General features: G+C 58.0%; 11 protein-coding genes. 2 read left to right on the top strand and 9 right to left on the bottom strand.

Annotated elements, in window-relative coordinates; all coding sequences use genetic code 11:
* Positions 1 to 32 precede the first annotated feature (32 nt).
* The 5 genes from GGD57_RS17665 to GGD57_RS17685 all read right to left on the bottom strand — a co-directional run bounded on the left by GGD57_RS17665 (position 33) and on the right by GGD57_RS17685 (position 6,999).
* Positions 33 to 1,409: a sensor histidine kinase gene (locus GGD57_RS17665; protein WP_184471612.1), complete on the bottom strand. Its 1,377-nt coding sequence runs from the start codon at positions 1,407 to 1,409 to the stop codon at positions 33 to 35.
* On the bottom strand, positions 1,406 to 2,062 hold the full coding sequence (locus tag GGD57_RS17670; protein ID WP_085739837.1) for a response regulator transcription factor: 657 nt from the start codon (positions 2,060 to 2,062) through the stop codon (positions 1,406 to 1,408). The genes GGD57_RS17665 and GGD57_RS17670 overlap by 4 nt, the downstream gene beginning before the upstream one ends.
* 182 nt (positions 2,063 to 2,244) lie before the next feature.
* Entirely contained in the window at positions 2,245 to 4,239 is a 1,995-nt protein-coding gene (locus GGD57_RS17675; protein ID WP_184471613.1) for a glycosyltransferase, read from the bottom strand.
* Positions 4,221 to 5,453 carry an HlyD family secretion protein gene (locus GGD57_RS17680; protein ID WP_184471614.1) on the bottom strand — a complete coding sequence of 411 codons (1,233 nt, stop codon included), beginning with the start codon at positions 5,451 to 5,453 and terminating at the stop codon, positions 4,221 to 4,223. Before GGD57_RS17680 ends, GGD57_RS17675 begins: the two co-directional genes overlap by 19 nt.
* A 388-nt stretch (positions 5,454 to 5,841) precedes the next feature.
* On the bottom strand, positions 5,842 to 6,999 hold the full coding sequence (locus GGD57_RS17685; protein ID WP_184471615.1) for a hypothetical protein: 1,158 nt from the start codon (positions 6,997 to 6,999) through the stop codon (positions 5,842 to 5,844).
* A 356-nt stretch (positions 7,000 to 7,355) separates the two neighbouring features.
* Here GGD57_RS17685 and GGD57_RS17690 point away from each other — a divergent pair, with 356 nt between their 5' ends.
* Complete coding sequence (locus GGD57_RS17690; RefSeq protein WP_184471616.1) at positions 7,356 to 10,844, top strand: DUF3427 domain-containing protein; 3,489 nt, start codon at positions 7,356 to 7,358, stop codon at positions 10,842 to 10,844.
* Positions 10,845 to 11,287: 443 nt separating this feature from the next.
* On the top strand, positions 11,288 to 13,036 hold the full coding sequence (locus tag GGD57_RS17695) for a DUF6119 family protein (RefSeq protein WP_184471617.1): 1,749 nt from the start codon (positions 11,288 to 11,290) through the stop codon (positions 13,034 to 13,036).
* Between the two features lie 47 nt (positions 13,037 to 13,083).
* Here the strand turns inward: GGD57_RS17695 and GGD57_RS17700 are convergent, their stop codons facing one another.
* From GGD57_RS17700 to GGD57_RS17715, 4 genes are read right to left on the bottom strand one after another with little or no spacing between them, the layout of a single operon-like run.
* Positions 13,084 to 13,842, bottom strand: a complete 759-nt coding sequence (locus GGD57_RS17700; RefSeq protein ID WP_184471654.1) for an ABC transporter ATP-binding protein — start codon at positions 13,840 to 13,842, stop codon at positions 13,084 to 13,086.
* Positions 13,843 to 13,889: 47 nt separating this feature from the next.
* Positions 13,890 to 14,879: an ABC transporter ATP-binding protein gene (locus GGD57_RS17705; protein WP_184471618.1), complete on the bottom strand. Its 990-nt coding sequence runs from the start codon at positions 14,877 to 14,879 to the stop codon at positions 13,890 to 13,892.
* Between the two features lies 1 nt (position 14,880).
* The gene (locus tag GGD57_RS17710; RefSeq protein WP_184471619.1) at positions 14,881 to 15,738 is read right to left on the bottom strand and encodes an ABC transporter permease; all 858 of its coding nucleotides are present in this window, start codon (positions 15,736 to 15,738) and stop codon (positions 14,881 to 14,883) included.
* Between the two features lie 3 nt (positions 15,739 to 15,741).
* Positions 15,742 to 16,746 (bottom strand): ABC transporter permease, encoded by a 1,005-nt coding sequence (locus GGD57_RS17715; protein WP_184471620.1) that lies wholly within the window; start codon positions 16,744 to 16,746, stop codon positions 15,742 to 15,744.
* Positions 16,747 to 16,844: the final 98 nt, after the last annotated feature.

Here is a 16,844-nt window from a genome sequence, read left to right on the forward strand (position 1 = left end):
GGTTGTCGCGGATCGGGATCGCGGGTGCCGCGTCAGTTCCCGGACAGTCGCAGCTCGACCCGCAGGCCGCTGCCCCAGGAGGGTGTGGAAAGCTTCACGGAAGCGGCAAGCCGTTCCGCGGTGTCGGCAACGATGGCAAGCCCGAGGCCCGCCCCTTCGGCATTCAGCGTGTCGAGGCGATAGAAGCGGTTGAACACGGCCTCCCGCTCTTCGGGCGGTATGCCCGGTCCGCTATCGCTGATCGATATCAGCCAGAACGCGTCTCCGCGGGAGAGGATGACCTCGATCATGCCGCCGACCGGCGTATATTTGATCGCATTGTCCAGGAGGTTGCTGATCATCATCTGCAGCAGCGATTCATCCGTCCTGATCTCGGCCGTTTCAGGCCCTTCCAGCGAGACGTCGAGCTTGCGGCTGTTGATGATGTTGCCGAAGTCGGCGAGCGTCGAGGCGATCATGTGATAGAGGGCCACCGGCATCGGATTGAGCGGATGGTGGCTGACCCTGGCAAGGCGCAGCAACTGCTCGATGAGATGGGTGGCTCTGTTGTTGCTGGTCACCAGATCCGAGATGATCGCCTTCTGTTCCTGCTGGTCATCGGTGCTCGCCAGCATCTGCAGCAGCAGCTTGACGCCTGCCTGCGGCGTGCGCAGCTGGTGGGCCGCCAGATCGGAAAAGCGCCGTTCAAGGGTCAGCGACCGGCTGAGCTTATCGAGAAGCTGGTTGATCGACCGGCCGAGCGGCAGAAGGTCCCTCGGGATATCCTCGACCGCAATGGCCGAGAGATCGTCCGGCGAACGGGTGCGGATCTGGTGCACGAGCCCGTGGATGGTCCGCAGGCCATTGTGGATCCCGAGCCAGATCAGAAAGCCGATCATCGGCACCAGCACGAGCAGCGGAAAGAACAGGTTCAGAAGGATGTTGGAAACCAGCGTCTGGCGCAGGGAGATCTTCTCGCCGACTTCCATGACAATTCCCGAAGCCGGGATCGGCAGCGAATAAACCCGCCAGTTCTCGCCGCGGTAGGAGAGGTCGGTGAAGCCCGCCTTCTGGTAGGGCACGTCGGAGAGAAAGGCGGTGCTGGAGTAGAACATGATCTTGCCGTCCACCCAGGCGCGGAACATATGCGCATCGGCATAGTCGTCTGCGTCCTCGTTGAAGGCGAGCTGATTGTCCATGTTGAAGTCGATGTCGTCGACCTGTTGCGGCGTGTGCTCCGGCGCGTGCCGCAACCGGTTGTGCAGCAGTCCCCACAAGACGTTCGCATCGTTGATGAGCTGCGCGTCGTAGATATTGTTGATCTCGCGCGTGGCGCTGTTGAAGGCGAAGGCGCCGATCACCAGGATCGTCACCACCACGACAGGGGCGATCCGCAGGTAGAGCTTGCGCGTAAGGGTTGATGGGCTCATCGTTCGATCATGTAGCCGATGCCGCGGATCGATTTGATGAATTCGGTGCCGAGCTTCTTGCGCAGATTGTAGATCGTCACCTCGATCGCATTGCTTTCGACGCTGCTATAGGCATCGTAAAGCGCGTATTCGATATCGTTCTTCGTCACGTAGCGACCGCTGCGCTCCATCAAGAGCTTGAGCAGATGGAATTCCTTTGCCGTCGTGTGCACCTGTATATTGCCTTTACGCGCGACCATTGCCGACGGATCCACCTCGACATCGCCGCACCGAAGCAGGCTTTCCGTCCGGCCGTCGCGTCGCCGGATCAGCGCCCGCAGGCGGGCCAGCAATTCGTCGAGATCGAAGGGTTTGACCAGATAGTCGTCGGCTCCCTCGTCGAGACCCTCGACCTTACGCCGGACATTGTCGAGCGCCGTCAAAAGCAGGATGGGGACGGTGTTGCCCTTGCGTCTTATCCCTTTCAGAACCTCGATGCCGCTGAGAAGCGGCAGGTTGATGTCGAGGACAAGGGCTGCGAAATCCGAATGCTCCGTCGCTTCAAGCCCGGACTGGCCGTCACGCATCCAGTCGACGCCATAGGCGTGCTTTTCCAGTGCCTTCTTCAGGGATGAGCCGAGAATGCTGTCGTCTTCGACAAGGAGAATGCGCACGGTCGTTTCATTCCTGCGGTAGGCGGACACTGTCGATGAGAAACGCGATTTGAAGCTTTGTTGTGGCAGGCTGCGATAGAAGCGGCTGAATTGCTGCGCCTGCCTCACCGACGAACAAAGGTCCGGACGCAAGCGTGCCGCTGAATATGCGGCATCACTGGCCGAGCTTCGCGAAATGCCGGCTACAAGGTGCGCGTTCGCCCGAACGACCGCAGCAAAAGATTAAGAGAGACGGCGACTTTGTCGATGTCGCGAATATCCTGCGAATATTGACCGGTGTAGAGTTTGACGATCATGCCGTCGCGCGCAGCGCCGCTGAGTTCGAAATAGAGGTGCAGGTAATAGGCTTGTTTATCGCCGCCGCGACTGATGCTCCTTCGTCGCTGCGTGACGTGTCTGAGCTCTGCCTGGAACGGGGCGAAGCCGGGGAGTTTCAGCATGACCGATTTGGATTGAAATCGGGCCATGTTGGGGACCGCGACGACCGCCTTGTCGAGCGCCAGGCTGACGACCTTGCCGGGCACATCGTCGACGGTGGCGGCTTCTTCGAGTTTGAACGCATGAAACAGGCGCCGGGGTTTCTCAAAGCAGATCAGCGACGCGATGAGCAGGACGATGATATTGATCCCCGACCAGAATGCGGCGACCGGCGAAAACTGACCTTGTGTGTGCGATGTTTCCGGCACGATATTGACCAAAAGGCCAAGGACGGTGACCGTGATCAGGCCGGCGATCCAGGCAAAACTGTAGCGGTCGAACTGGTTCGCCTCGTTGCCGCTGCCCTTCGGCGTCACCCTGAAGGGTTTGCCGAAGGGTCTCACCAGGCTGGAGATGACGGTCGGCAGCATGCGGAAGGCCGCAAAAGTCCCGACCGCGCTTGAGATGACAGGCAGATAACGCGTCGGCGTGATCCACAGCATCAGCAGAAAATACGCCGCCAGCACCGGCACCTGATGCGATACGTAATCGGCGATGGAGGTGAAATGGAGTGGCAGCAGGCCGAGCCAGAGATAGATGATCGGCACGAGCAATATCGTCAGGCGGACCAGATATTGCACCAGCCATGAGATCGGCAGAAACATGATCCGTTGAAACAGCGTCAAACCGGGGCCGCGCAGCGGGCCATTGTACAGATAGAGGGTTTGAATACCGCCCTGGCACCACCGTTCGCGCTGGACAAAATAACCGGTCAGGTTTTCGGCGGCCAATCCCATCGACAGCCGCTCGTTCAGATAGCGCGTCTTGTAGCCTTTGTTGAGCATGGAAAGCGTTGTCAGCAGGTCTTCGGTGATCGACTCCGTCGGAAACCCGCCGATGGCGTCGACCGCCTCGCGGCGCGCAACCGAGCATGATCCACAGCAGAAACTGACGTCCCAGCTGTCCCGGCTGGGCGCGATCTCGTCGAAGAACAGGCGCTGCTCGTCCGGCCAGATATTCTCCAGGCCGAGGTTCGATTGCACCGGATCGCTATTGAAGAAATGTTGCGGTGTCTGGACGATGCCGACGCTTTCGTCGGAAAAGAAGGGCAGCGTCCGGCGCAGGAAATGTCGATAGGGAACAAAGTCCGCGTCGAAGACCGCGATAAACTCGCCCGAACTGACCTTCAGCCCATTGTTCATATTGCCGGCTTTGGCGTGGCTGTTGTCGCCGCGCGTGACATGGATGGCGTTCTTCTCCTCGCAATAGGCCTTGAGCCAGTCCCGGCGCTGGTCGTCGAGCACATAGACGTTCAGTTTGTCGGCAGGATAATCCAGCGCGCGCGCGCCGATGATGGTTCGCTCGAGCACATCGAGCGGCTCGTTATAGGTCGGAATGAAAACATCGACAGTCGGCAGCTCGCGCTCGTCGCGCCCGAAGAAAGCGCCGGCCAGCCTGTCGGCTTCCGCACTCCGATCGACATAGCGGCTCATCAAAATCAGAAAAAGCACCACTTCGACGCAGGCCAGAATCTCGACCACGAAGAGGATCCAGACCCAATAGAAATTCAGCCCGTCATTGGGATAGGGAAGCACGGTCTCCGTCAGGCGCCAGACCATGTATCGCAAGACGGTTGCCGCCACGAAGGCGCAGGTCACCGTCCGCGTCCAGCTGCGATGGCGCGACCAGTTGAAAGGCCCCAGGAAAAAGAAGGCCAGAACGAAAAATGTGGGGACCAGTGCTAGAAGATACTGAACCACAGTTTCTTGACCCAGTTTGACATGTCGATGCGGTGTTTGGAAAACCGTACCTGCACGCTGCGCCCCACTTGGCAAAAGTTGGCGAAGTCGTCGTTCATGAAGGAAGGATCGAGGCGGACCCGAATGCGGGCGTTGCGCTGTGTCGATGGCGGCAGGCTGGCGGCAAAGGCATCGGTCTCGACAGCCGCCGAGCTGCCTTTTACGGAAACGACCGTGCCCTTGAAGACATCGTTGCGGCCGAACAGGCGCACCTGCGCGGCAAGTCCCGGATAGATCTCGTCATAATCGACCTCGGGAACAAGGATATCGACAAACAGCTCACGGCAGTCGAGCAGGCGCATCAGCTCGTTGTTGAGCACGACGTTCGAACCGTTGACGATGCTCCTGCTCCAGACAACGCCGTCGAACGGTGCGATCGCGGTCGCGGATTCAAGGTTGCTGACGCGGTTTTTCTCTTCGGCGAGCTGCTTTTGCGCTTCGCTGGCGCGCGTTTCGTTTTCCGCGATGCGCGAGTTCAGGTCGTTGATGTGAACGATGACCTCGTCCTCGCGCTGTCGCGAATAGGGCACATCGTTCTGTCCGTCGCCGAAGACAAAGATGCCTTTGCGGACGGCATCGAGCCTTTGCTGCAACTGATCGACAGTCAGATTGCTGATTTCGACCTCGCCGCCGGTCGCAGCCCCGGCGGCGCGCGCGGCCTCGACCAGCTTCTGCGTCAGAATGCCTTTCGACTCGAGCGCCATCCGGCGGCTCAGGTCGACCTGGGCGACCAGATCCTGCGCCTGCGACACCTCGACTTTCTTCCGCAGGATTTCGACTTCGCGTTCGAGATTGGCAATGGTGGTCTGCCGGTAGACTTCCAATCGGGCGGACAATTCCTCGCGAAGCTGAGAGAGTTCGTCCCGTTCCTTTTTCAGCGCCGCGACACGATCGAGCGCCGTGTTGCGATCCGCTTCGAGCGAAGCGAGGATGGCGCGATTGACACGCGGATTTCTGATCTCTGCGAGAGGCTGTCCGCCTTTGGCCGGGCTGCCCACCTTGAGGGGCTCTTCGGCAATCGTGCCGTCGATCGGTGCATTGACGATGGCGAAACGCGCATTGACCGTGCCGTCAAGGCTCGTATAGCCGGTGATCGTCGGCAACGAGACGACCGTGATGATCACCAGCAGCAGCAGGCCGACAGTGATGCGCGTGATGCGATGGTTCCAGATCATGGCGTCATCCGAAGGTATCGCTTCAGCATCCATCAACCTTTCGATCTAGTCCAATGGATACAACTAAATCTTGCATAAGCTAACGCAAATAAGCGCGACAGACAAGTGATGGTCGTAAATGTTCGGTGGAAGCGGGGCGGCTGTGGATGAGTGCCGGATTGGCAGTCATATCCGCCAGTCCGCCCCGTGGGGGGCGAACGTCCCCGACACTTCAACAAGATGAGCGGGCGGGATAGGGTGCGGCGGCGTAGGGCGTCATGGTTGCCTTCAAGATGAATATCCGAGGGGGTAACCTGCCTTCAGGCAAGGCGGCATATTCGCCATATCGACCAATGCGCCTGCCCCGCTAGCATCGCTACCAGGGCAAGCGTCGATCCCAGACGGATTACTATTCCTTCGCCTTCCTGTTTGGTAAACCGCCATATTGAGCGTAGGCGTCCAGCATCATCTGCGTATACTCACTCGTGCTGGTGGCTATCTCGCCCAGGCCTGGCCAAGCGAAAGGTATCGTGGACGAGCTAGATATAATTTCAGCCTCGAGACCCAATAGCTGCGAAACAGCCAAAGCCTGAACCGGATCCTTCTTTTCTGGCCACAAATCCACCTCAAGTTCGATCCAGACGCCATTTTCGTCATCGGTACTGATCTCAGCCAGAAGAGCGCCTAGCTTCTCGCTAATGTTGGACGCGTCATCAAGCAAAGCCGTGCGGATGAGAAGAATGATCTTCTCTTCAGTGAGGTCGAGCTTGGGTCTGCCATCGACGATCTGGAAATCGGGCTGGTCTTGACCGACTGCCTCGTTCGCTTTTACCGGGAGGAAAGACTCGCCCCTATCATCGGACCAGAACGCCGTGTCAAAGATGTCGAGAGGCGATGCCCCACACCCCGGGCAATGCCAAAGGTTTTCGGCGATCTGGGCGCCTGTGATCTTTCCGTCGCAATGTAGACAGAACCACACGGCCGACTTGCCTCGGCCCAACGGGTGCCGCACCACACCATTAAGATCAGGTTTTGTGGATCGGCGGGGCCAGTCGGTAGAGATCTCCGCACGAACCCGGACGGCCCAATCTCTGGCGACTTTGAGTGCTTTCTGCCGGAACTCTGGGTCAAGGACTGGGCAGTCCGCCTCTGGGTCAGTGTACGTCTCGACAATTGGGATTGCACCGGGGTTCTCAGACACCCTAATGCTCCATCCTTCACCTGCTATGATGACGTCGCCCAAAATCTCTTGAAGGCGATATGTATGATCACCAATCATCCCATGTTCGGCCTGTTCAAGATATGCGAAGCGACGGTTCATTGCTTCGCTATCACCCTTCAGGATGGTTGCCGCCGGAAGGGGGCTCATAACAAAGGCTTCGACGCGCGCCATTTGTTCGGTATCAGTCTGCCAACCTTTCTTGCTGGCGGAGATAAGCTTGACCCAGTTGCGGAAACCTAGTTCCCCGGCAATCAGGTCAAGAGCCTGATGTTGCGCGATCCTGTTGGCGCGCGCGTATCGCTTTGCTAGAGCTTTAAGTCTGCGAAATTCGTTTGTTTCGGTCATTGTCCATATCCTGGAATGATCCGACCATGTGCCCGCTAATGGCCAGACCATGCCTAAGGCATGGAGTGACTGTCTCGAAATTGGAACGCTGACATAGCTTTGCGTGGCGGGCACACCGGCCCGCGTGTAGGGCCACGCTCTGTATGCCAAGGACGTATGCAGAGGTCAAGCCTTCCCCCAAATTGATCGCGCGGAACGCACCAGTCGTCGTCGCAATGTGGCAGTTGCCGGCCCGGGTCTTGAACGACGGCGGCCCTCAATAATCATTGTGTGGAAAAGCGTCTGCCATTCTGGGATGCGTTGGCGAGCCAGCCCATAATCAGCCGATGATTCAATGCCCTTTCTGCACCGCCGAATTGAGCCGCATCGCCTTTATGGACGATCAAGTCGTCGCGATCCGGGATTCCTTTCCGGTGTCACCCGGACATCTGCTCATCGTTCCACGACGGCATGCGGCGACATGGGACGATCTCTCCGCAGACGAGAAGCAGGCGATGTGGCGAAACATCGACAGGGCGAAATCCGACATCGAACGAAAGCACAAGCCAGATGGCTACAACGTCGGTTTCAATCTAGCTGAGGCTGCAGGACAAACGGTCTTCCATTTCCACCTGCATGTAATTCCGCGCTACCTGGGAGACATCGACGATCCGAGAGGCGGAATCAGACACGTTATCCCGAACAAGGCCAACTACCTAGCCCAAGAGGTGAGCGGCGCCGAAGAGGTAAAGCGGCTGATCACTGGCGGAAGCGACCACCTTCTGCCCCATCTCATTATGCATATGGACCAGGCGAATGCCTGCGACGTTGCGGTAGCATTTCTGCTAGACAGCGGCGCAAGACTGATCGTGGAACATCTGAAAGATTTTCTGGCCCGCGGCGGACGAGCCCGCATTCTCGTGGGCGACTACATGGACGTGACCGAGCCGATCGCACTGCGGCGTTTGGCCGATCTCGAGGGCGACCTAACGCTGCGGGTCTTCGAGGCAACGGCGCAGGGATTTCACCTCAAGACTTATATCTTTCTGTCGGACAAGGAGGGCGTGGCATTTGTCGGCAGCTCCAACCTTTCAGAAGCCGCGCTGACCACATCGATCGAATGGAACTACAAGGTCATTTCGAGCCACGACCGAACGGCCTTCCCCGAGATTAGCAATGGATTCAATGACCTTTTCCATTCCTATAGCGCCGTCACCGTCACGCCGGAGTGGATCGACCGCTATGAAAACCGAAGAAGCCCACTCGGCTTTAAGGAGGCTGGCGTGGCATACGAACCGCCGCTGCCTCCTCCTGAACCCCACGCGATCCAACGCCAGGCTCTCGCAGCGCTCGAGCAAACACGACAGGATGGGTACACAGCGGGCCTTGTGGTGCTTGCTACGGGTCTCGGCAAGACCTGGCTGGCGGCCTTCGACAGCGATCGCTTCGAATATCGTCGCATCCTTTTTGTCGCCCACCGTGAGGAAATCCTCAACCAGGCGATCGAGACATTCCGGCGCGTGCGGCCGGCAGCTCGGATCGGAAGATTGTCGGGCGACCACAAGGACACGGATCCCGATCTCCTTTTCGCCTCCGTTCAAACTCTCGGCAAGGCGAACCAGATCAAACAATTTCGGCCGAACACCTTCGACTATATCGTCATCGACGAGTTTCATCACGCAGCAGCGAGCACCTACCGACGCATCATCGATTATTTCGAACCGAAGTTCCTCCTGGGGCTCACGGCGACGCCGGAGCGAAGCGATGGAGGTGATCTCCTCGGTCTTTGTCAGGAGAACCTCGTTTTCCAGGCTGGCATCCATCTGGGGATAGAAGGCGGGCATCTCTGCCCCTTTCATTACTTCGGCGTCCCGGACACTGTAGATTATCGAAACATCCCCTGGCGCAGCGCGCAGTTTGACTTGACAGAACTCACCGCTGCGGTCGCCACGGAAGCACGCGCACAGAACGCGCTCGAACAGTACCGCCTACGCGGCGGGACGAAGTGCATCGGCTTCTGCTGCTCCCAGACACACGCGGATTTCATGGCTGACTTCTTTAACCGCCATGGGGTGTCGGCTGTCGCCGTCCATGCCGGCATAAATTCGGCACCTCGGGCTACGTCTCTGCAGAAACTGGAAGCGGGCGAACTCGAGGTAGTGTTTTCCGTCGACATGTTCAACGAGGGTGTCGACGTCCCGAGCGTCGATACCGTGTTAATGCTACGGCCAACGGAATCGACTGTTATCTGGCTGCAACAGCTCGGCCGTGGTTTGCGAAAATCCGCAAACAAGAACCGTCTCGTCGTCGTCGACTATATCGGCAACCACCGGATTTTCCTCACGAAGTTGCGTGCGATCGCATCGATTGCGAATGTTGATGCGTCGTCCGGCGGTCATATCCGCGAGTTTCTGGAAAGGCTGCAGGGCGATCAAATCGCTTTGCCTACCGGCTGTGAAGTGACCTACGATCTCGAGGCAATCGAAATACTTCGCATGCTGGTGAAGCCGGCAAACACAGAGAATGCTCTGGAAGACTTCTACCGCGACTTCCTGGAGCGGCATGGCGTTCGGCCCACGGCGTCAGAGGTTTTCCACTCGGGTAACAATCCGAGAAGCAGTAGCGAGCGTTCATGGCTCGGATTCGTGGAACGCATGCGTGGGTTGAGCGTTCTGGAACGATCGATCTGGTTGGACTATCGAGACTTCTTTTTCGAGATGGAGAAGACCGAACTAACCCGAAGCTACAAGCTCATGACCCTTCTCGCGCTGTTCGATGATGAGACCGTCCGGGACCGCTGTGCCGTCGATGAGGTCGTCGAGCGCGTCGCGCAGTTGGCCTCTCGAGTCCACAAGCTGCAGCAGGATTTCTCTGTCGATCTCGCGGATCGGAAAGCGCTAAAATCGCTGCTGCTAAGGTTTCCGATCGATGTTCTGACGAAGCTGCGGGATAGCGACGGCGCCCCCTATTTTACTTTGACGGAAAATCAATTTGGCCTCGTAAGAGCGACAGGGGACAGAGAGACGTTCAGCCAGATTCTGCGGGAAATCCTCGATTGGCGTCTTGCACAATATCTGACAAGAAGCGGCGTTCCCAACGAGCTGGCGGATGCTGTTTGTCGCGTCGCCCGAAACACGAGTGGACAGCCTATCTTATTCCTCCCGACGCAGTCGGGCGCAGGGCAACTGCCGGAAGGTCCTCTGGACGTTCTTGTAGACGATCAGCCGATGGAGGCTACAGTTGCCAAGATCGCAATTAACGTTGTGCGAAGAGCCGGCGATCCGTCTAACCGCTTGCCGACCATCCTTCACGGATGGTTCGGCGACGACGCCGGACTTCCGGGCAAAGGCGATCGTGTCCGATTCCGGTTCCAGAGCGATGTCTGGCGCATGGAGCCGATGGGCGTACAGAGCCAGGCACAGACAGGCCTTCGGCTTTGGGAACGCTATTCGCGGGAGACTATCCCTCCGGCCTTCGGCCTAACCTTCGATCAGGCGACGTGGAACGCCGGTTTCGTGCCGAAACCGCCTCACATCTTTCTGCTCGTCACCTTGGAGAAGGAGGGGATGATGGACGAGCATCGCTATGCTGATCACTTCACCTCAGCCACCGAATTCTCTTGGCAAAGTCAGAACAGAACCAAGCAACAATCGAAGCACGGCGAGATGATCCGCGACCATCAAGCACTGGGTCTTCACATCCACTTGCTGGTCCGCAAGACGAAGAAGATCGGACTAAAGCCGACACCGTTCATCTATTGTGGCGAAGTAGATTTCGAAGCCTGGAAAGGTGAGATGCCGATTGCCGTGACCTGGCGACTGCGAGAGCCAGTCCCCTCGATGCTTCTGTCGCAGCTGAAGAGCTGAACTGTTTACGCTTTCAATTGGGTCAGAACGCTGATGGGTCGAAAAGCTGCCGGCTATTTTCGGAAATAGGTGATGATTTCGCCTTTTAGGTCAACTTGCGGATGCCGCCGCGGTTAAGGCCCCATTTCGGTCATTTAAGCCGTTCGCAGGGTTTTTGAAAGCCGCCGCTTCAAACGGCGGTGACTTTGGCTCCAAGACCTCGCCGCACTATGTGGATTATTGGTTCGGCGAAAAGGCATGTTCGCCGCCGATGACGAATGCATGCGTGTGACTATTGCCACCACGAACTATCTAGAGTCGCCCAGCTCAGCTGAGGATGGCCTGGTGGCATGTCGGCATTTACGTTCTCGAATTCGTTCGGATCAACGGTCGAAACTTTAGCAAAACCCCTAGTTGACTTTTGCTTGGTTGTGCGCGTCACTAATAGTTCGGGGGCGAGGGGAATGGCAGAAGAAGATCCAGTCGATATTGCGCAGATTTCTTTTTATCTGGCAAAGCCGCAGCACACTTTCGAAACGGTTCTGTCGGCCGAAAAGGATGTCGCTGCTCACAAGGCAGCTCAGCAGTTCAACTTTGACGTTGAGGGCGTCGCTTGCCGCTTTTATTACTTCGAAACAGTCTCTAAGCGTTCAAATCCACCGTGGCTCGAATTTCTCAACGATAAGATAGCGGCCGGCGAACGTATCAGCTTTAACGCCCGCAGCGAAAGTCCAAACGGCATCTTACTTATGAAGATCGAAGAGCGTGTGTTCGCCGCTACTTTCGGACGAAGTGCTTCCAGTCATTTGGAAGAAGCGGCATTCGAGCCAGATTTCGGCATCAAGACCGCTATGAACCTTTGTGGTAATGAAGAGGTGCGGCAGACTCGCAGTCAAAGTAATACAGTTACGCCCACCCAAATCGACCGGCAGGTCGGAAAGCCGTCCGACACTTTCACATTTGGATTGAGCGAAGCGGAAGATCTTCGTTACATCTCCGCAAATATCAAAGGCGATAAGAACCTCACCTTGCAAGGACGGAACAACCTCACCGTCAAAGTCATCGGCCGAAACCGCTTGACTTGGCCGCTCATAGTGGCGCGTTGTCGGGAGTTCCAGGAGGCGTTTGGCAAAAAGGACTATGCAAGTCTTTTTCCGAATTACAAGAATTTCGGTCAGGCGTCACCGGGAGAAGTTGCAGCGTTGGACGGTGAGTTGCTCAAGCTCCTCAAAGCACGTGAGTTCGACCGAATTCAGATTGGGATTCCAGAGTTCGTCGCGGAGGAAAGTTACAGCTTTACCTACAGCGATCATTCCAAGCGCGAGAACACGATCCATTCTTTTCTGGACCCACAGCAACTTGATAGGCATCTGAAGCTCGATGAAGTGACGATTGAGCAGCTTAAGGGAAAGCGGATTTTCGCCTATTCACACGAAGAAGATCGCATTCTCTCGTATCGCCGGTGGCGCGTTTACAATTGCATCGTATTCGAGCATCGAATAGGCGAAAAATACTTCGTTTTAAGCGATGGTCGCTGGCTAGAGGTCGATTGCGACTTCTATGCCTCGATCGTCAAATTTGTGGCTGAGGTGCTTCACGAGGAACCTTGTGAAGACGCTTATGTCGACATCAATATCAGCAGTGAAGAGGACAAAAAGAACAAGGAGTCGCTGTTCAATCAAGAGGTTTGCAAACGCAGGCCATCCGCTATTCTGTTCGACCGCGCGAAGCTTCGTATCGGTAGCGGGCGGGCGGACAAGGAGTTTTGCGACATACTCGACCTAACGGATTTGGGTCGTATCCGCATCATTCATTGCAAGCCCTATAAGGATTCGTCATCGACAAACTACTTGTTCGCGCAGGCAAACCTATACAGCACCGCCTTTCTCCAAGATCAGATTTTTTTAGAGGAGATTCGCAGGCATGTTGGAGCGGCGGCCAGCCCATGCAAGGCTGATTACCTAACTTATATTAAAGAGCACATCGCAGAACTTAATGCTGCCGACTACGATATTTGCCTCTGGCTATTGTTCGACCGGCTGAAGCCCAAGCCAGATAAGGGCGATATCCCCCTGATGGCGATGTATGAGCTAAAGCTGATGCACGATCATCTCCGGAACATCTTGAAGTTCAAGGATATCATTGTCCGCTTCGTCCCGGTCGCAAAGGTACAATTTACGACAAGTAAGAAACCCACTGTAAAGGCCGCCTAGGCATTGCATCCAAGCCAAGCCAAGCCAAGCCGACAGCGACTGGCGAACTACCCCACCGCACCAAAATCCGCCGCCAACACCGCATCCTTCAGCGCCCGCGAATACTCATGCTGCGGATCATCCAACACCGCCCGCGCTCGCCCGCGCTCGACGATCTCACCCTTCCGCATGATGATAATATTGTCGCTGACATAATAGGCCGTCGCCAGATCATGCGTGATGTAGATGATCGAAAGCCCGAGCTCGTTCTTCAACCGGCCGAAGAGGTTGACGATCGCCATGCGCAGCGAAGCGTCGACCATCGAGACCGGTTCGTCGGCCACCAGCAGGCGCGGTTGCGGGATCAGCGCGCGGGCGATGGCGACTCGTTGGAGTTGGCCGCCGGAGAGTTCGTGGGGGAAGCGGCCCTTCACCTCTTCCAGCGTCAGGCCGACATGGTGGAGGGCGGCGTCGGCCATCTTTTCGGCCTGCTGTCGGTCCGGCCGATTTCCGTCGGCGGAAAAATTGCGGGCGGTTTCGAAGAGATAGCGGTCGACCCGCTTCAGCGGATTGAAGGCTTCGAAGGGGTTCTGCAGCACCGGCTGGACCTGCGTCATGAAGGCCTTGCGTTCGGCCCGGCTGTGGATGGCGACGGTTTTGCCGGCAAATTGCAGCTCGCCTTCGGTCGGCTCGGTCTGACCGAGGATCATTGCCGCCACCGTCGATTTGCCCGAGCCGGATTCGCCGACGATCGAGAGGATCTCCGGTTCGTCGCCGATCTCGAAGCTGACATCGTTGACGGCGGTGATCAGCCGCCGGCCGAGCATGCCGCCCTGGCGGTAGATTTTCGTCACATGCGAGAGGCTAAGCAGAGTCAAACCTGATCCCCCGTCACCGCAAAACACGCCACCCGCCGCTCGGGCGCGACGGTGACCATGGGCGGAACCTTTTGTGAGCAAATCTCCATGCGCTTGGGACAGCGCGGGTGAAAGCGGCAGCCCTCCGGCGGCATGGCGAGGTTCGGCGGCCGTCCCTCCAGCGAGGGCCGGGTGCTGGGATCGCCGATCTTCGGCAGGCTGCCGACGAGGTGCTGCGTATAGGGGTGGAGCGGCATGCTGAAGAGCTTGGCGGTCGGCGCCTCCTCGACGAGGCGGCCGGCATAGACGATGCCGATGCGGTCGGAGACCGTTGCATGCACGCCCATATCATGGGTGACGAACAGGAAGGATGAGCCCATCTCGCGCTGGATGTCGCGGATCATCGACAAGACGTCGCGCTGCACGATCACGTCGAGCGCCGTCGTCGGCTCGTCGGCGATAATGAACTCCGGCGTCAGGATGGTGGCGAGCGCAATGGTCATGCGCTGGCGCATGCCGCCGGAGAGTTCGTGCGGATAGGCATCGAGCAGATGCGGATCGAGCTTCAGCCGCTGCAGATGGACGGCAACCTTTTCGAAGAAGACCGATTTGCTGACCTTCATGTGGCGGAAGGCGAAATCGGTGAAGGAATGGCGGATCCGGCGCACCGGATTGAGCACATTCATCGAGCCCTGCATGATATAGGAGAGATGCTTCCAGCGCAGCGCCGTGCGCTCCTCCGGCGTCATCGCGTAGATATCCTGGGTGCCGCCGCCGAAGTGGAATTTGACACTGCCCGAGACGACCCGAAGCGGCGGGCGGATAGCGCCGGCGATGGTCTTGATCAGCGTCGTCTTGCCGCTGCTCGATTCGCCGGCAACGCCATAGACCTCGCCGTGGCCGATCGTCAGGCTGATATCGTCGACGGCCCGCACCTCGCGATCGACGCCATAGAGGAAGGCGCGATAATAGGCTTTCAGATTCTGGATTTCGACCAAATTCTCCATGCTAACTTCCCATCCGGTTCAGCCGGCTGCGCGGATCATTGTATTCGTTCATCGACATGGAGAGCAGGAACAGCGCCAGAAACAGAATGACGATGACGGCGACGGGGGCGGCCACCCACCACCAGATGCCCGAGATCAGCGCCGAATGCGCATTGGCCCAGTAGATCATCATGCCCATGGTCGGCGTCTCGATATCGGTGAAACCGAGCACCGAAAGGGTGATCTCCATGCCGATCGACCAGATCATGTTGTTCATCGTCGTGGCAAAGACGATCGGCAGCACATAGGGCAGGTGCTCCTCGATGAGGATCTTGCGCATCGTCATGCCGGAATAGACGCTCTGGGTGGTGAACGGCCGGCTCTTCAGGCCGATCGCCACCGAGCGGATGAGGCGCGCATCATAGGACCAGCCGAGCGAGGCCATGATGACGATCAGCGCCGTCCAGGTCATGCTGTCCTTCAGCACGAAATAGAAAAGGATCAGCAGTGGGAATTGCGGGATGACCATGACGCTGTCGTTGATCGCCATCAGCACCCGGTCGACCGCGCCGCCGGCATAACCGGCGACCAGCCCGACAACCAGCGAGATGATGCGCGAGAGAAAGGCGACGCCGATGCCGAAATAGAGCGTGTTGCGAAGGCCGGTCGTCAGCTGCCAGAACACGTCCTGGCCGCGCGAAGTGGTGCCGAGCCAATAGTCGCCGTCCGGCGGCATGTCGGGCGGCAGGAGATAGATGTCGGTCGCGCCATAGGGCGAGAAATAGGACAGGATGACGAGGCCGACGATGACGGCAAAGAGCAGCAGGCCACAGAGGAATTCCATGTTCTGGCGGGCGAGGTCGCGGACGATGGTAAACATGGTCTATTCCACCTTGATGCGCGGATCGATCAGCGGGCTCAGCACGTCGATGATGAAGACGGCGGCGGCAACGCCGACGATCGACAGCGCGCTGAGGCCGAGCACCAGGCTGTAGTCGCCGGCATGCACCGCTTCGATGAGCAGATTGCCGATGCCGGGATAGCCGAAGACGATTTCGGTGATGACGGTGCCGTTGAAGATCGCGCCGAGCGACATGGCGAGCCCGGTGAATTGCGGCACCATGGCATTGCGGGCGATGTAGGAGCGCAGGATCTTGCGCTTCGGCACGCCGCCAAGTTCGGCGAAGACGACGTAATCGTCGGTGATGATGTTGGACACCAGCGCCCGCATGCCGATCAGCCAGCTGCCGGCGCCGACCAGGATCAGCGACAAGGCCGGCAGGATGGAGTGTTTGAGAATATCGAGGACCAGAGCAAAGGAGAGGTCGAGATTGGCGTTCATCTCATAGCCGCCATTGATCGGCAGCACCGGCCAGATGAAGCCGAAGACGATGAGCAGCACGAAGGCCAGGATATAATAGGGAATGGGCAGCATCGCGATGAAGACGAGGCTGACGGCCTTCAGCACCATGTCCTTGCGGTAGTAGCCGGCGAGCGCGCCGATCGCATTGCCGAGCACGAAGGTGATCAGCGTCGAGACCGTCATCAGCCCGACCGTCCAGGGCAGCGAGCGCAGGATGATGGTGGAGACGGGGGTCGGGAAGGCCGAGAGCGAGGGGCCGAGATCGCCGGTCGCCAGCCGCAGCCAGAAATGCAGATATTGCTCCCAGATCGAGCCTTGCATGCCGTACAGCTCGCGCAGCGACTGGCGCATCAGCTCGATCGCATTCGGATCGGATTGGCCCATCTGGGTGATGGCGCCTATGCTTTCTTCGACCGGATCGATCGGGGTCAGGTGGGTGACGAAGAAGGTGATCGTCACACCGAGAAAGACGACAAGCAGAAACTGACCGAACCGCTTCAGCACAAAGATCAGATAGGGCGTCATAAGGCAGTGGTTCCTCTCTGGTTCCCTCTGGAAAGGCTCGACGAGCACGGGTGGTTGGGCTCCATGCCCGTCGATAGGGGGCCGGCGCGATGGCTACG

The sequence above is a fragment of the Rhizobium esperanzae genome, assembly GCF_014197615.1.
Classification (GTDB): Bacteria; Pseudomonadota; Alphaproteobacteria; order Rhizobiales; family Rhizobiaceae; genus Rhizobium; species Rhizobium esperanzae_A.